The 16,443-nt window shown below is 53.4% G+C and carries 12 protein-coding genes; all 12 read left to right on the top strand.

Annotated elements, in window-relative coordinates:
* Nucleotides 1–225 precede the first annotated feature (225 nt).
* The 12 genes from ACWGKN_RS07115 to ACWGKN_RS07060 all read left to right on the top strand — a co-directional run bounded on the left by ACWGKN_RS07115 (nucleotide 226) and on the right by ACWGKN_RS07060 (nucleotide 16,400).
* Nucleotides 226–1,149: an alpha/beta fold hydrolase gene (locus ACWGKN_RS07115; RefSeq protein WP_452094944.1), complete on the top strand. Its 924-nt coding sequence runs from the start codon at nucleotides 226–228 to the stop codon at nucleotides 1,147–1,149.
* Nucleotides 1,146–2,774 carry a fatty acid CoA ligase family protein gene (locus ACWGKN_RS07110; protein WP_452094943.1) on the top strand — a complete coding sequence of 543 codons (1,629 nt, stop codon included), beginning with the start codon at nucleotides 1,146–1,148 and terminating at the stop codon, nucleotides 2,772–2,774. Before ACWGKN_RS07115 ends, ACWGKN_RS07110 begins: the two co-directional genes overlap by 4 nt.
* Nucleotides 2,771–3,775, top strand: coding sequence for an NAD-dependent epimerase/dehydratase family protein (locus ACWGKN_RS07105; RefSeq protein WP_035232257.1), 1,005 nt, complete (start codon nucleotides 2,771–2,773; stop codon nucleotides 3,773–3,775). Before ACWGKN_RS07110 ends, ACWGKN_RS07105 begins: the two co-directional genes overlap by 4 nt.
* On the top strand, nucleotides 3,759–5,180 hold the full coding sequence (locus tag ACWGKN_RS07100) for a beta-barrel assembly-enhancing protease (protein ID WP_035232256.1): 1,422 nt from the start codon (nucleotides 3,759–3,761) through the stop codon (nucleotides 5,178–5,180). The genes ACWGKN_RS07105 and ACWGKN_RS07100 overlap by 17 nt, the downstream gene beginning before the upstream one ends.
* Nucleotides 5,181–5,617: 437 nt before the next feature.
* Nucleotides 5,618–6,811 carry an ABC transporter permease gene (locus ACWGKN_RS07095; RefSeq protein ID WP_452094942.1) on the top strand — a complete coding sequence of 398 codons (1,194 nt, stop codon included), beginning with the start codon at nucleotides 5,618–5,620 and terminating at the stop codon, nucleotides 6,809–6,811.
* A 79-nt stretch (nucleotides 6,812–6,890) separates the two neighbouring features.
* Nucleotides 6,891–8,159 carry an ABC transporter ATP-binding protein gene (locus ACWGKN_RS07090; protein ID WP_452094941.1) on the top strand — a complete coding sequence of 423 codons (1,269 nt, stop codon included), beginning with the start codon at nucleotides 6,891–6,893 and terminating at the stop codon, nucleotides 8,157–8,159.
* A 60-nt stretch (nucleotides 8,160–8,219) separates the two neighbouring features.
* Entirely contained in the window at nucleotides 8,220–8,507 is a 288-nt protein-coding gene (locus tag ACWGKN_RS07085) for a hypothetical protein (protein WP_035232253.1), read from the top strand.
* A 14-nt stretch (nucleotides 8,508–8,521) separates the two neighbouring features.
* Nucleotides 8,522–12,163 (top strand): rhamnan synthesis F family protein, encoded by a 3,642-nt coding sequence (locus ACWGKN_RS07080; RefSeq protein WP_452094940.1) that lies wholly within the window; start codon nucleotides 8,522–8,524, stop codon nucleotides 12,161–12,163.
* Nucleotides 12,164–12,167: 4 nt separating this feature from the next.
* On the top strand, nucleotides 12,168–13,082 hold the full coding sequence (locus ACWGKN_RS07075; RefSeq protein ID WP_035232252.1) for an NAD-dependent epimerase/dehydratase family protein: 915 nt from the start codon (nucleotides 12,168–12,170) through the stop codon (nucleotides 13,080–13,082).
* A gap of 64 nt (nucleotides 13,083–13,146) precedes the next feature.
* Nucleotides 13,147–14,268: a hypothetical protein gene (locus ACWGKN_RS07070; protein ID WP_452094939.1), complete on the top strand. Its 1,122-nt coding sequence runs from the start codon at nucleotides 13,147–13,149 to the stop codon at nucleotides 14,266–14,268.
* Nucleotides 14,269–14,446: 178 nt separating this feature from the next.
* Nucleotides 14,447–15,319: an acyltransferase family protein gene (locus ACWGKN_RS07065; protein WP_452094938.1), complete on the top strand. Its 873-nt coding sequence runs from the start codon at nucleotides 14,447–14,449 to the stop codon at nucleotides 15,317–15,319.
* Nucleotides 15,320–15,722: 403 nt separating this feature from the next.
* The gene (locus ACWGKN_RS07060) at nucleotides 15,723–16,400 is read left to right on the top strand and encodes a hypothetical protein (RefSeq protein ID WP_452094937.1); all 678 of its coding nucleotides are present in this window, start codon (nucleotides 15,723–15,725) and stop codon (nucleotides 16,398–16,400) included.
* Nucleotides 16,401–16,443: the final 43 nt, after the last annotated feature.

The following is a 16,443-nucleotide window of genomic DNA, read 5'->3' as shown; positions in this document are numbered from 1 at the left end:
TACACCAGCCCGAGAAACACGACAGCAACGAATAATATTAGCATATATTGGGAGAAAAGCAACCTATTTATTCAGGCGAGTGGAGTGGGAAAAACCGCTTGAAAACGGTCTGTCGGCCAATCGCAACCGCCGAAGATCGCCGGGAGCGGGGCAAAAGGATTGACAGCCGGTAGAACTCGGGTATCATTCGGCCCTGTTGCCATAAAATTTGACCATGTGGGGCCGGTGAAGAGCCGGCATGCATTCGCCGCCGAGAAAATCGCAGTGTATCCAGACTATCCATTTACTTCCCGGTTTTTTCAGATTTCGGGGCATCGCCTCCATTATATCGATGAAGGGGAGGGACCTGTCGTCGTGCTGGTCCATGGCAATCCGACCTGGTCCTATTATTACCGCAAGGTCATCAGCCTGCTGGCGCCGGACCACCGGGTCATCGCTCCCGACCACATGGGCTGTGGTCTGTCGGACAAACCGCAGGACTACAGTTACACCCTGGAGCGGCATATCGGCAACCTGGAGCGGCTGCTGGAACATCTGCGGATCGATCGCTTTGCCCTCGTCGGCCACGACTGGGGCGGGGCGATCGGCATGGGCTGCGCCGGCCGTCATCCGGAGCGGATCGAGCGCATGGTGATGATGAATACCGCCGCCTTTCGCTCGACCAGAATTCCACTGCGCATCCGGGCTTGCCGCTGGCCGGTCGTCGGCCGGCTGATCGTCCGGGGAATGAATGGCTTCGCCGGGGCGGCGCTGTCGATGGCGGTGGCGACCAAACTGCCGGCCGACGTGGCCCGGGCCTATATCGCCCCGTACAACTCCTGGCGCAACCGGGTCGCCGTCCATGAATTCGTCCGCGACATTCCCCTGCATCCGGGAGATCGCAGTTACCGCACCCTGGTGAAGGTCGAAAACGGCCTCGAGGTCCTGCGGCGGATGCAGGTTCCGCTGCTGCTGCTGTGGGGTGGGCTGGATTTCTGCTTCGACCACGTCTTTTATCAGGAGTGGTGCGAGCGGTTTCCCGAGGCGCAGAAATATTTCTTCAGCGATGGCGGCCACTATGTCCTCGAGGACAAGTTCGCGGCCATCGCCCCGCTGCTGCGGCAGTTTCTCGGCAGCGGCGTGAAGATGGGGGAGGAGGGGCGCCGATGACCGTCAATATCGCCGAGACCCTCGATCGGGTGGCCCGCGCTCAGGGCCCGGCCATCGGCCTGGTCGAGGTGAAAAGCGGCCGGGCGCTGACCTTTGCCGAGCTGAGCCGGCGCTCCTCGGCCTACGCCCGCTATCTCCAGCGGCGGGGAGTGGGGCCCGGCGACCGGACCATGCTGATGGTGCGGCCGTCGGCCGATTTCATCTGCCTGACCTTCGCCCTGTTCAAACTCGGTGCCCCGGTGATCCTGATCGATCCGGGGATGGGCTATGCCAACCTGCGGCGCTGCATCGAGGGGGTCAGGCCCCTAGTCCTGATCGGCATCCCCCGGGCCCTGGTCTTCGCCCGGCTGTTCAAGAAGCCCTTCGCCACCGTCCGCCATTTCTTCTGCTGCGGCTTCTCGGCCGGGCTCCTCGGGCCCGACATCAGCCGGGCGATCGATCGCGACGAGGGTGTTTTTCCCTGTCATGTCCCGGCGACGGACGACCTGGCGGCGATCATCTTCACCACCGGCTCGACCGGGCCGCCGAAGGGGGTGCGGTTCGAGCACGCGATCTTCGCCGCCCAGCTGCGGCTGATCCGCGAATATTACGGGATTACCGCGGCCGATGTCGATCAGCCGGCCTTCCCGCTCTTCGCCCTGTTCTCGACCGCCCTCGGGGCCCGGGCGATCATCCCCGACATGGATCCGACCCGGCCGGCCAAGGTCGACCCGGTAAAATTCATCGCCTCGATCACGGCTCACCGGGTCACCTATTCCTTCGGTTCGCCGGCGCTGTGGAACGTGGTCAGCCGCTACTGCCTCGACAAGAAGATCGTCCTGCCGTCGCTGCGCAAGGTCCTGATGGCCGGGGCCCCGGTGCCGGGTGAGCTGCTCGAGCGGGTCAGCGCCATCCTGCCGCGAGGGGCGGTCATCCATACCCCTTACGGGGCGACGGAGAGCCTGCCCATCGTGTCGATGCAAGGGGCGGAAATTCTGGCCTCCACCTGGCCGCTGAGCCGGCAGGGCCAGGGGACCTGCGTCGGCCGGGCGCTGCCCGGGATCGAGATCCGGGTCATCCGCCTCGTCGACGATGTGATTGCCGATGTCAGTGCGGTGAAGGAGCTGCCGCCGGGGGAGATCGGCGAGATCATCGTCCGCGGCGACGTCGTCACCCGGGCCTACGACAACAACGAACGGGAGACGCGGCGGGCCAAGATCCGTGACGGCGACACCTTGTGGCACCGGATGGGCGATACCGGCTACCTCGATGCGGCCGGCCGCCTGTGGTTCTGCGGCCGCAAGGCCCACCGGGTCGTGACCGGGGAGGGGACGCTGTACACCATCCCCTGCGAGGCGATCGTCAACGAGCATCCCGATGTCTTTCGCTCCGCCCTGGTCGGGATCCCGAGCGCCGCCGACCCGGCGGTGAAAGAGGCGGTGATGATAGTCGAACCGCACCGGACGTCCCGCCCCGAGGCCGAGATCCTGGGCGAGGTCCGCGAGCTTGCCGGGCGGCATCCGTTGACCCGGAATATCCGGCATTTCCTCATTCACCATGACTTTCCGGTCGATATCCGGCATAATGCCAAGATCTTCAGGGAAAAACTGGCGGTCTGGGCCGCAACCAGGGTGAAGACGGCATGAACCGAGCACTGGTTACCGGCGGTGGCGGTTTCGTCGGCAAGGTCATCGTCCGGATGCTGGCCGAACGGGGGATACCCTGCCGGGTCGTCGGCCGCCACCGTTATCCCGAGGTCGAGGCGCTGGGGGCGGAATCGATCGCCTGCGATATCCGCGACCGCGATCGGCTGCGGCCGACCTTCGCCGGCATCGACACGGTGTTCCATACCGCGTCCCTGGCCGGGATCTGGGGCAAACGGGAAGAGTACCATTCGATCAACGTCCAGGGGACAGAGAACGTCCTCCAGGCGTGTCGCGACAACGGCGTCGCCCGGCTGATCTACACCTCGACGCCGTCGGTGGTCTTCGACCGCCGCGACATCGTCGGCGGTACCGAAGACCTCCCCTATGCGACCCGGTTTCTCTGCCACTACGCCCGGACCAAGGCCACGGCGGAAAAGCTGGTCCTGGCGGCCAACGGCATGGCGCTTAAGACCTGTGCCATTCGGCCGCACCTGATCTGGGGGCCCGGCGACCCCCACCTGATCCCGCGGCTGGTCGCCAGCGGCCGGCAGGGGCTGCTGAAGAGAGTCGGCAACGGCGGCAACCTGGTCGATATCTCGTATGTCGACAATGTCGCCCACGCCCATCTGCTGGCGGCGGAGAACCTTGCCGGCGAGGGCTCGGCCGGCGGCCGGGCCTATTTCATCAGCCAGGGCGAGCCGGTCTTCCTGTGGGAGTGGATCAACGCCCTGTTCGCCCGGCTGGGGGTTGCGGAGGTCGTCGAATCGGTTCCGTTTCCGGTGGCCTATGGCGTCGGCGCGATCCTCGAGGTCCTGCATCGGCGGCTGCGGCCGGCCCTGGAACCGCGGATGACCCGTTTTCTTGCTGAACAATTGGCCAAATCGCATTATTTTTCCATCGAGCAGGCAAAAAATGATCTTCGTTACGCCCCCATCGTCACGACGGCTGAGGGGCTCGACCATCTCGTTTCCTGGATACACGCCCATGAAAAGATATCTTGAGCGATTCATTGCGCTGGTCGTCATCGTCACACTCAGTACCCTGGGCAGCCTGGTGCCGGTCCAGCGGTCCGCCGCCTTCACCATCGGCGAGGAGCGGGAGGTGGGGGAGAAGCTCCTCTTTACCGTGCGCTCGGCCTTCAAACTGGTCGACGATCCGGATGTGACCCAGTATATCAACGATCTCGGCCGTCAGGCCCTCAAGGTCACCGGCATCCAGTATTTCGATTATCGCTTTTTCGTCATCAACGACAACGAGTTCAATGCCTTTGCCGCGCCGTCCGGGTTGATCTTCTTCTATGCCGGCCTGATCTCGATGATGAATTCGGAGGATGAGCTCCTGTCGGTCATGGCCCATGAGATCGGCCATATCTCGAAGAGGCACCTGGCCTCGCGGATGGAGAAGGGCAAGATCGTCGGCATCGCCTCCATCGGCATGGCCCTGGCGGCCCTGGCCTTCGGCAGCGGCACGGCGGCGCCGACGTTGATGATGGGGTCGCTGGCCGCCGGCCAGAGCGCCTCTCTCCATTTCAGCCGCCAGGATGAGGAAGAGGCCGATCTGCTCGCCTATGGCTGGATGCAGAAAATGGGGAGAAACCCGGAAGGCCAGGAGCAGATGCTGCAGACGATGCGCCGGGTCGCCCGGTACCGGAGCGAAAGATTGCCGCAGTATCTGCTGACGCATCCCGATTCGGAGGCCCGGCTCAGCTATGTCCAGTCGCTGCTCGAAAATGAACAGGGGGGGGCGACGGCGGCGCCGCCGGTCGACGAGTTCGAATTTTTCCGCTTCAAGTACCGGGTGATGTCGCAGACTGCGGACCAGGCATCGTTTCGGACCCACCTGACGAGTGTCATCACCAATCCCCGGTCAACGGCGTTTGCCGTCAATATGGCCAAATACGGTCTGTCCCAGGTTGACCGGATGGAAAACAACTTCGACAGCAGCCTGAGTCTGATCAACGAGGTCATCGCCGCCTTGCCGCAGCACCCGGAACTGCTGGTGGACAAGGCCGTCATCGAACTGGCCGCCGGTCAGGCGGGACAGGCGCAGCGGACCCTCGAAGGAGTGTTGAACAGAGACCGGACGAATATGCATGCCGTCTTTACCATGGCCAAGGCCCTGCTGCAGCAGGGAAAACAGCGAGAGGCGGAAAAGTACCTGAAGGAACTGGTGGTCGAACAGCCGGAGTACCCCCAGGTCTATTTCGAACTGGGCCAGATCGCCGCCAACCAGGGGCAAAACGGTATCGCTGCGGCCTACCTCGGCAAGCACTATCTCTACGGCGGCAAGATGGAACTGGCCCGCAAAAGCTTCAATGACGCGATCAGGGACGGCTCGACACCGCCGGACCTGAAAAAGGAATGCAAGGACCTGCTCGAGACCGTCAAGCGGGTTGAGGAATCGTGACCATCGGTGAACCGCTTGCAACAGTACGAGACTGTTGGTGGGAAAAACCGGAGAAGAGGTTGTTTCCTGTCATCTCGAGCGCCTCTGTCATTTCCCGCTATCGCGGGAAATCTCGTCTTTTGATGCAGGAGATTTCTCCCTGTCATTTCGAGCGATAACGAGAAATCTCGTACGTTGCATCATGCGGTTGTAAAATATGTCCTTATGATGTAATCCTCAACGCCCGGCAGAAAACACATATATCCCACGTGTCAACAGAGCGGAGAGTATCCCATCGAGCCCATGACTCCGAAGTGACATCCGTAAATCAACGAGAAAGTGACAAAATCTGTTATGGAAAAATCGGTTTTAGGTATTTTGGGTCATCGTTACGCCGTATTTGGGGCATTCAATGTCGTTGTGGTGGATAGCCGGTCGCAGGAGGAGGAGTTGTCCTGATGCAGCAATTTTCGATGGCCCCAACGGAAATGGTCGCCAGTCTGTGGCGCAATCGCTATCTCATCAAGACCTCGATCCATCGGGAAGTCGTCGGCCGTTATCGTGGCTCCTTCATGGGTATCCTGTGGTCGTTCTTTAATCCCGTATTCATGTTGACGGTGTACACCTTTGTCTTCAGCGTGGTTTTCAAGGCACGATGGCATTCCGGCAGTGATTCGAAAACCCAATTCGCCCTGATCCTCTTCGCCGGATTGATCGTATTCAACCTGTTTGCCGAGTGCGTCAATCGGGCGCCCGGTCTCATTCTCGCCAATGCCAGCTATGTCAAGAAGGTGGTTTTTCCGTTGGAAATCCTCCCCTTGGTCAATATCGGCGGGGCGCTGTTCCATCTGATCATCAGCTTTGCCGTGTGGCTGCTGGCCTACACTTTCCTGTTCGGCACGCCACACCTCACGGTCCTACTGCTCCCGGTGGTCCTTCTGCCGCTGATCCTGTTGACCGCCGGATTCTCCTGGTGGCTGGCCTCGATCGGCGTGTATTTGCGCGATGTGTCCCAGGTTATCAGTATCGCTACCACCGCGCTGCTGTTCCTCTCGCCGATTTTTTACTCGACGGCAAGCCTTCCCGAGAGATTTCAAATGATCATGCACCTCAACCCCTTGACCCCGATCATCGAGCAGACCAGGGATATCCTTTATGTCAAGAAAGTGATATTCCCGCTGGAGATCCTTCCTGTAGTCAATCTGGGAAGTTCTCTCTTTCACGCCATGGTGAGTTTCATGGTGTGGTTGCTGGCGTATCTTATAATTTTCGGAATGCCCCATTGGACAGTAGTGTTCGTGCCGGTCGTGATATTGCCGTTGCTGCTGTTTACGGCCGGTTTATCCTGGTGGTTATCGGCCCTTGGCGTGTATCTGCGCGATGTATCGCAGGTTGTTGGAATCATAACAACAGCGCTGCTTTTCCTGTCTCCGATCTTTTATTCGGCGGAGAGGTTGCCGGAAAGATACAGGTTCGTCATGCACTTCAACCCGTTAACGCCTGTTGTCGAACAGACAAGAAATGTTTTGTTCTGGGGAAAGGTGCCGGATCTCAAATTGCTGAGCATCTACCTGATCTGTTCGCTGCTTGTGGCCTGCCTCGGTTTTGCCTGGTTTCAGAAGACCCGGAAAGGATTTGCCGATGTCCTCTGATGCCGTCATCAAGGTAGAGAATCTTTGCAAGTGCTACCAGATATACGAAAAACCACGCGATCGTCTTTATCAGATGCTGATGCGAGGTCACAGACAGTATTATCGTGAATTCTGGGCCCTGAGAGATGTCTCTTTTGAAATTCAAAAAGGCGAAACGGTCGGTATCATCGGGCGCAACGGCAGCGGTAAATCGACGCTGCTGCAGATGGTCTGCGGCACGCTGAATCCCACCAGCGGCAGTATTCGCACCAGTGGGCGCATCGCCGCCCTGCTGGAACTCGGTTCCGGATTCAACCCTGAATTCACCGGGCGTGAAAATGTCTACACCAACGGGGCGGTCCTTGGACTGAGTGAAAACGAGATTGATTCCTGTTTTGATGACATTGCGGAATTCGCCGACATCGGCGAATTTATCGAACGGCCGGTCAAGACCTATTCCAGCGGCATGATGGTTCGGTTGGCGTTCGCGGTTCAGGCCACGATCGAACCGGATATCCTGATTGTCGACGAGGCCCTGGCCGTCGGGGACGAAAAATTCCAGAGAAAGTGTTTCGCCCGCCTTGAAGCCTTGAAAAACAACGGCACCTCAATTCTTTTCGTCTCTCACTCCGGCCCCCAGATCGTCGAATTGTGTGATCGGGCCATCCTCCTGGAACAGGGCAGGAGGTTGATGTGCGCAAAGCCCATGCAGGTCGTTCGGGCGTACCAGAAACTGATCTACGCCCCTCGGGAAGAGCAGATCAGGTTGGCTCAGGAATATCAGGCCATGGATCAGCGGCAGGTAGCGGGGGAGGAGTCGGGGGCTAAAATTTCAGCAAAAAAAGACTCGGTGCCTGATAGCCCTTCCGCGGTACTCGCCCAGGACCATTTCGATCCCGGGCTGGTGCCGGAGACCACCACCGTCTATCCCATACAGGGAGCGGAGATTCAGGCCATCGAGATACTGGATACTGAAGGGCGGGCCGTCAATGTGCTGCGGTTGGGCGGAGAATATCAGTTCGTGGTTACAGGCCGATTCCTGGCCGATATTCAACGGGTGTACTTCGGGATCCATATCCGTTCTATTTCCGGCGCGGTCATTACCGGCCAACGATATCCGGAGATTGGAAAATATATTGAACATATAGATAAATCGAATAATTTCAGGATAAAATTTCACTTCAGGATGATAGTGCTTCCCGGTGTCTATTTTGTCGGAGGCGGTATCTGGTCTGCCGGAGAAAAGGAACAGACATGTTGCCATCGTATCCTGGATGCACTCATGTTTCGCTTGAAACCAGAACCAAAAATCCATTCTTTCGGGTATGTTGATGCCTCATCCAGGGAATCCGAGGTTGAAATTTTCTGAAGAACCGATTGCCGGATCGACGCTCGATTGTCTATATCCTGTTTCGAGTGCGCCGAGGGAATGATCAATTTTACCGAGGCGCTGGTCGCAGCCAGGCTGGACAAGGCCGTGCCCTTCTCCGGATCGATGGGGATCATGGTTATGAAAAGGGGCAGACGGGATTTCGAGTGTGGGTTGCCGCATTTGGGCATTGATGCACGTATTGTATTTGATGATGCGACTGATTATAAATTTGAGCCTCAAAAATTGATTGATCAATCGACGGCTTCCGGCGATTTTGAGGTGGTGATCTCGGTAAACAAGACTGCTGTCATACGAAAACGTATGACAGATCCACGTATAAAGTGACAATGAGATTTGATTTGGAAATCAGAGACGAAAAGCTGCTGAAATATCTCCGTTGGAATAGTTATCTTTCCCATCGTTTCAAGCTGTTGTACATCGCCACGCCAAAGGTCGCCTGCACCACTTTGAAGTGGTGGTTCGCCGCGCTGGAGGGGTATTCAAAAGTTTTGTCAACAGCGACAGACAGTTCTGAATCCTCGCCTGAGTTGGTCATACATGATGTTTTTCATAAAATTGCGCCCGATGTGACAGGGTTGACGCCGGAAGCGCTGGCCGAGCCTCTGACTTCCGATGACTATTTTCGATTTGCGGTGGTACGGAACCCGTACAAACGGATCTTCTCTGCCTGGCAATCGAAACTGGTGTTGCGGGAACCGTTGCAGATCAGGCCGTATGTGAATTGCGATTTTCTCTATTTCGCCATCGAGAACAAAGCCGACATCGCTCGTGCCTTCGAAGCCTTTCTCGAACACCTTGCCTCCCGGGAAACGCCTAACTACTGGGATGCACACTGGTCCCCCCAGGCGATGCTGCTGAGACCGGATCTGATTTCTTACTCAAAACTGGTCCAGATTGAACATGTACAGGAACTCAGAGAGGCCTTGGCGGCACACCTGGGCCCTGAAATCCCTGACCCGTTTGCAGTCCGCTCCATGAACGAGAGCCTGATTCCGTATTTGCCTGAGTTCATAACGGAGAAGGCGGCAGAACGGATTCGGAGTTTATACGCCCAGGATTTCGACCTGTTTCAATATGATGCTCAAATACCCGAGGCGAAGGAGCAATTTTCAGACGAGCAGTTGGCAGTCGCGCTGAGGGCCATCAGCTTGATTCGTGGTCGTCATCAGCGCTTGACCGAGATCCGTGCCGAGCATGACCGTCGGCTCGCGGCTCTCAACCAGGTGGTGTCCGAGAAAGTTGGGCGGATTGCCGAACTCAATCAGGCGGTCGTCGAACGCAACGGCCGGATCGCAACGCTCAACCAGGCGGTCGCCGAACGCAATCGGGAAATAATCAAACGAGACGGATTGATTGCCGAACTGAATACATCATTAACTGCTGTTCAAATTTCCGATATTGAAAAGGATCGGCAGATCCGGGAGCTGTCCCGGGTGGTCGAGAGATTGAAGGACAGTGATGCCAGGGTGGCGGAAATATTGAATTCAAAATCCTGGCGACTCACTGAACCGTTGCGGACCTTTCGCCGATATCTGCCGGGAAAATTGCGGAGATTGAATGAAGGTGCCGCTTCACATTCTGCCATCGGACCGGCAGGTCCCGGCGACCGGCAAGGAACGGCGGTTATAGCGGATTCCGATTTCGATGCTGAATTCTATAGCAAGGCGTATCCGGATATTCGCGGCCAGGATCCCTACGTTCATTATATCAGAAATGGAAAAAAAGAGGGACGCCTTCCCTGCGCCCCTGATCTTCTCGAGATCGATGGATTGGAAAAGCTTGATCGATCAAAAGAGACGGTCTTGATCGTCAGTCACGAAGCGAGCCGATCCGGAGCGCCGATCCTTGCCCTGAATATAGCTGAGCATTTCCATCACCGGTATAACGTCATCGCCCTTTCGCTCAGGGGAGGGGATCTGATGGCTGATTTCGAGGACAAATGCGATGTTGTGCTGAAGCCGTTTCCCCAGGCGTACAACCCGTATATTGCTGCGGCAGTCCTGGAAAGACTGCTGCCCCGGCTGGGGCTGAAATTCGCGGTGGTCAACAGCATCGTATCCAGAGCTGTGTTGCCGGTCCTGGCCAGATGTTTCATTCCCACCCTTTGTCTTGTCCATGAATTTGCCTCATATACCCACCCCAGAAATGCAATCCGTGAGGTACTGCTGTGGGCCAGCCAGATCGTATTTTCGGCCCGGATCGTTTACGAGAACAACGCCGCTCAATGTGATGAACTGAAGGAAAACCGTTCAGTTATCCTGCCTCAGGGGAGATGCGAGGTGCCGGCCGGACAGGAGCTGAGTGTCGATGACACCAAAGGGGAAAAAATCCGCACATTGCTGCGGCCCGACTCGATCCCCGACAACACGGTGGTCATACTCGGTGCCGGTGCCGTCCAGCTACGCAAAGGCGTTGATCTCTTTCTGGCCTGTGCCGCTCGGGTGGTCGCTCTTCAACCTGCGGCTCCTTTTCGCTTCGTCTGGGTTGGCGATGGATTCAGGCCTGATACGGATATGGCCTATTCGGTGTATCTGCAGGATCAGATAACCCGGGCCGGTCTGAAGGATTACGTGTTTTTTACCGGGGAGATTCCCGAGATAGACCTGGCGTACCAGTTTTCGGACATTCTTTTTCTGAGTTCACGGCTCGATCCGCTCCCCAATGTGGCGATCGATGCGATGACGTACCGATTGCCGGTGATCTGTTTTGACAACACCACGGGAATTGCCGATCTCCTCAAGGAAAACGGACTCGGTGAAGGTTGTGTCGTCCCCTATCTGGATGTCGAGCGGGCCGCACACCGTCTCGCTGCCCTGATCGATGATGCGGACCAGAGGGCCAGCCTCGGCGAGGAATGCAGGCAGGTCGGAGAGAAGCTGTTCAACATGGGGACGTATGTCGATTCCCTGGAACGGCAGGCCCTGGATTCCGTTATCCAGCAACAGAACGAAAAGAACGACTGTTCCGTGATTGAGGCGGATGGTTCTTTTGATCCTGATTTTTACTCACCGCCGTTCTGGCCTGCTCGCAATCGATCGGAGGCCGTGCGAGTTTTTGTACGGTCATGGGCAAGCGGCGTTGACAGGAGGAAACCTTTCCCCGGGTTTCACCCCGGGATGTATGCTGACAGCCATGGGGTATCCCAGCCGGGCGCCAACCCCTTGGCAGCGTATATAGAAGCCGGAAAACCTGAAGGACCATGGGTGTGCGAGCTGATACAACCCCCCGCCTCCTCCTCCGGGGACATTTCAAAACCATTGCGAACGGCGCTGCATGTACACGTTTTCTTCGTCGAGCTCTTTACAGATATTCTTGAAAGGCTTGAGGGGCAGCCTCTTGCCCTCGATCTGTTGATCAGTGTGCCCACCGCTGACGTAGCCAGAGAAGTTGAAGCTCTGACGAACGGATACGCGAATGGAACGGTCGATATCCGGATCGTACCGAATCGGGGACGTGATATTGGACCGTTGCTGACCGAATTCTCCGAAACAATCACGAAGAACTATGAAATTATAGGCCATGTCCATACGAAAAAAAGCGGTGATGTGAAAGACGCGAACATGGGGAAAATCTGGTCCGGATTTCTGCTGGAGAACCTTCTCGGCAAACAATCTCCCATGGCCTCGACCATTCTTGCCCGAATGGCCGACAACGAGCAACTGGGGCTCGTGTTCCCCGATGATCCCTGGGTGGTCGACTGGTCAGGAAATAAAGCCATCGCCGAAAGTCTGGCGCGTCGATTCGACATCCGGGAACTGCCCGAACGGCATTTCAATTTTCCCGTCGGCACCATGTTCTGGGCCAGGGTTGACGCGCTTCGTCCCATTTTCGCAGGACAATTCGGTTGGGAGGATTACCCCGAGGAACCACTTCCTTACGACGGCACTATGCTCCATGCGATCGAAAGGCTGTTGCCCTTTGTCGCTCAAAAAACCGGTTATCGCTTAGCAATGACCAATGTTCCAGGTATAACGAGATAATTCGATGAACGTACGGATTCTGGTTCTTGGCGGAAATGGTTTTATCGGCTCTCATCTGGTGGAGGCCCTGGTTGCAGGTGGAGCCCGGGTCCGCGTGCTGGCTAAATCAGGGTGCCAGCAGATTCAACCGCTGCATGGAGTCGATTATCAATATGCCGACTTTGCCGACTCGGCAAGCGTGGCCGAGGCACTTGTCGATGTGGATATCGTCGTTCACCTGATCAGCACGACGGTTCCTTCGACCGCCAATCTGGACCCTGTCGCCGATATCCATGGCAACTTGCTGTCGACAGTCAGATTGCTGCAGCAGATGCGTGACATGGGGATCAACCGCCTGGTGTTCCTGTCATCGGGAGGTACGGTCTATGGAAACACCAAATATGTCCCCATCCCCGAACACCACGAGAGAAATCCACTCTCGTCGTACGGCATTGTGAAGGTCGCCATCGAGAACTACATCGAGATGTTCGGCAATCAGTACGGTCTGAGGTCACTGGTGCTGCGCGTGTCCAATCCTTACGGCCCACGCCAGGGACATCTGGGGGTTCAGGGGGTTATCCCGACATTCTTCCAGCGGATTATCGCGGGCGACGAGATCCGGATCTGGGGTGACGGTTCAAATGTCAGGGACTATCTTTATATAAGCGATCTGGTTTCGTTTATTGTCCAGAGCATCAAAAAGGACCTCGCCGGGGTGTATAATGTCGGATCCGGACAGGGGGCATCGCTGCGGGAAGTCTTATCCCTCATTGAAGATATCGCCGGTGTCACTGCGAAGATACAATATCTTCCTCCCCGCGGGTTTGATGTCAAGAAGGTCGTTCTGGATATCACCAAGGCCCGCCAGGCCTTGAACTGGGAACCGGAGGTGTCGTTGCGGGATGGGTGCGAGCGGTATTGGAAATGGGCGAAGGGGTAAGGTATGGCCGGGAATCGAATCAGTGCGTTGATTGGGCTTGTGAGAGTCCTTGAAAGGTACAATTATGGCTTTCTCTGTCCCTTGGTACAGGAGTCTGTACGGTCTTTTCACAGTCGATCATGCGAGAAAATTGATGCTTTCATTTTTTAAAAAAAAACCACCGAAAGGAAATAACGGCAAAATAAATCTGATCTGGCACGTAGGTGCCGGCAAGACCGGAACAAGTTCGATACAATATACCCTGCATCATAATCAGCAGTTGTTGGAAAAACAGGGATTCAAGTATTTAGGGTTGATGCTGGAAGGGGCGTACAACAATTTTTATTCATGGCAGAAACCGGCTTTGATCGAAGAGTTTCATAAGCTTACAGCAGAAGAAACGGAAAACTCACTTCATCAGATTTTTCAGGACACAATTGAAAATGCAAGACGGAATGGAATACATACCCTGATATGGAGTAATGAATCATTTCTTGGCAGGATTGAAAAGACGAGAGGCGCCCTCAAGAAAATTGAGGAACTGGGGGTCACGGTCCGAATTGTAGTGTACATACGCCAATATGAAAAATGGGCGAAGTCGGCGTATATTCAATGGGGGATCAACCATAAAACAAATCCCGGCCGGATTATCCCTTTTCGGGAATGGATACAACGGCGGAAAGTGAATTTTTTTGAATTGCTGAAACCGATTATCGACGATGCACCCGAGTCTCTCACGGTAAGAAATATGGATGCCGTTGGCGATACCACACGAGATTTTCTGAAGGTATGCCACATAGATTTTGCAGACATGGAAATACATAGGATCTATGAATCGCCTGCTCTTGAGGAGATCTATCTGCGTGCGGTATTCAATAACCGGATAGAAGATCCGGTTTTGCCCGACAGATTTGATAACAGCATCAAAAAATATCTGACATTGAATTCGACTCCGAACCAATTTCTCCAGAACATTCTTCCCAATAATGAAGATCTACGTTTTGTAGGCGAGCTTTTCAAACAGGATAGGGACAGAATGAATGAGTATCTGGAAAACCATGGCCTGGATCCGATTGCATCAGACGGCTATGCGACAGATGATCCAAGAGTGAATACAGATATCATTTTGCAGACTCTGACGGAAATTGTCATGGCCCAGGCGCTGCGGATAGGAGAACTGGAAAAGAAGATGAACAATATTCCATAATGGATATTTCGGACCTGATATACTCAAATATATAATTGTATCCAGTCAGTACACGGGTTATGGTTTAGTTATTACGCTTACTGCTTGGACGACTGAGGAAGAAGCTATACGAGATATTGAAGATGGGCAGTAAATTGATCGTAGATGTCAACAGCAAGATTGGGGAAGTTCAAAAGGTATGAACATTGGAAAAATGAACAGCCTCACATCGTTAAGGTTTTTCGCGATTATGACGGTAGCTGTTCAGCATCTTCGGGAACTGATTGGATGGACACCAAAGTCGGGTTGGGCTACGCTTGGGGTTACGTTATTTTTCGTTTTGTCCGGATTTCTTTTAACAATTAACTATAAAAAAATCCTTACTCGTCAAGACGCTGTCAAATTTTTGTGGCGTCGATTTGCAAGACTTTATCCGCTATATCTTGCAACATTTTTTCTCAGCTTTGCAGTAATTTACTTCCGTAATTTATGGTCAGGCACAGGGTATGTCAGTACGATGGCTAATCTCCTGCTCCTGCAGTCCTGGTTCAGTTCGATAAATATTCATTTTGCCTATAATGCTGCTGGTTGGGCAATTTCAACACTCTTCTTTTTTTATATTGCTTTTGTTTTTATACAATTCGACTTTCGGAAAAACTTTTTGATCATGTTTTTTTTCTCCATAATATCATTAATTATATCCGTTATCTATATTGTGGACAATAACAGTGATTGGTTTCAAATGCATTGGTTGCTTCATATGTTGCCGACAAATCGAATTATGGCATTTTTGTTGGGGATGGCGTTAGCGAAACTATTTATGTTAATGTTCGATAAGTTGAAGAATTTAAATAATTTTTATGCCAGTTGTATTGAACTGTTATTAATTGTATTTATTTTTGACCGACTCTCTTTCTGTATGGTACTCAACGCACTTGTACCATTGATTAGTATTAACTTCAATATCCCTCAGCTACTTACTCGTCAACTTATCGATGTATATTTATTGACACCTCTACTAAGTGGATTATTTATTTTTATTTGCGGTTTGGAAAATGGACTGATATCTTGATTTTTTGATAAAAAACCACTTATATTTTTAGGAGAATTAAGCTTTTCGATTTATCTCTCCCATCAGATTGTTTTTAGGCTGTTAGCGTTATTTGACAATGTCAATGATATTATTTTAGTATTGATAGCTTCTGGCATTACATTGATTTTATCATATTTTTTATACAAATTTATCGAAATACCTTGTTCGCAGTATTTAAGACAATATTTTCAATATCAAAAAAATAGCTAGAAATAATGTATAAATTTTTAATGAATTTTATATCATCAATTACAAAGAAATCTTGGCTAGCAATTGAATGAACTGTTCTGGAACCTATTTCAATTCCCAGTTGTTCACTTATTTGATAATTTGCACTGAAAACAGCCGCAATGTAAAAGACGAAACGTCGATAGAGGAAATAATGAACCCATTGAAGCATAGTACTGTATTTTGCTCAAGATCGATATTTGTGATCATATTTATTTTCGTTATTTGCAATCTCTGCTGCAGCGGGTTGTTGCAAGCCGCAATGACGGGCGGTGACTTGCGTGTCGAAATATCTGTGAAGAACAGGCCTTTGAAAGAAGTTGTCCATCTCGTCCAGAAACAGACAGGATATAAGGTAGAACTCAAATTCATTGATGAGTCGTTTCTGGTTAGCGGTGAATATAGTAATGTTACTGTAGAGAAAATATTTACACGTTTACTGAAAGGGTATAATGTCTCAGTTGCGATTAACAACCTGGATAAGTCGATTTCGGTGATTTCGTTGGGTGATAAAGTTCAACTTTCCAATGGTTCGAAAATTGCGGCAACGGCTTCACCGATAGCGGCAGAAATCAATGATCCAGAAACAATTTTCCCTCCAGTAGCAGAGGTTGATCCCGCATCATCGGACAAACCCCCTACCGATCCCTTACTGATGCTTACCGGCCTTTCAAGTAAGAATACTGAAGCGCTGCATGTCCAACAGGAGAAAGAGCTACAACTAAAACACAACGATCCCACAACTGTCGACCCTCTTACCGGATTGTCTTTCGCGGAACTTGAAGAAATGCATGAGAAACAAGCCAAAGAATTGAATCAACCAGTGAAATAATTCAAACATTATTGATCGCTCTAACCGTCCCAATTGAAATGGA

Source organism: Desulfoprunum sp. (assembly GCF_053613775.1).
Note: the sequence above shows the minus strand (reverse complement) of the source record. Positions and strands in the feature narration are given on the sequence as shown.

Bases quoted from the DNA above. Each gene is read 5' to 3' on its own strand.
- ACWGKN_RS07110 (WP_452094943.1), top strand. From the start codon at position 1,146: ATGACCGTCAATATCGCCGAGACCCTCGATCGGGTGGCCCGCGCTCAG.
- ACWGKN_RS07105 (WP_035232257.1), top strand. From the start codon at position 2,771: ATGAACCGAGCACTGGTTACCGGCGGTGGCGGTTTCGTCGGCAAGGTC.
- ACWGKN_RS07100 (WP_035232256.1), top strand. From the start codon at position 3,759: ATGAAAAGATATCTTGAGCGATTCATTGCGCTGGTCGTCATCGTCACA.
- ACWGKN_RS07095 (WP_452094942.1), top strand. From the start codon at position 5,618: ATGCAGCAATTTTCGATGGCCCCAACGGAAATGGTCGCCAGTCTGTGG.
- ACWGKN_RS07090 (WP_452094941.1), top strand. From the start codon at position 6,891: ATGCGAGGTCACAGACAGTATTATCGTGAATTCTGGGCCCTGAGAGAT.
- ACWGKN_RS07085 (WP_035232253.1), top strand. From the start codon at position 8,220: ATGATCAATTTTACCGAGGCGCTGGTCGCAGCCAGGCTGGACAAGGCC.
- ACWGKN_RS07075 (WP_035232252.1), top strand. From the start codon at position 12,168: ATGAACGTACGGATTCTGGTTCTTGGCGGAAATGGTTTTATCGGCTCT.
- ACWGKN_RS07070 (WP_452094939.1), top strand. From the start codon at position 13,147: ATGGCTTTCTCTGTCCCTTGGTACAGGAGTCTGTACGGTCTTTTCACA.
- ACWGKN_RS07065 (WP_452094938.1), top strand. From the start codon at position 14,447: ATGAACATTGGAAAAATGAACAGCCTCACATCGTTAAGGTTTTTCGCG.
- ACWGKN_RS07060 (WP_452094937.1), top strand. From the start codon at position 15,723: ATGAACCCATTGAAGCATAGTACTGTATTTTGCTCAAGATCGATATTT.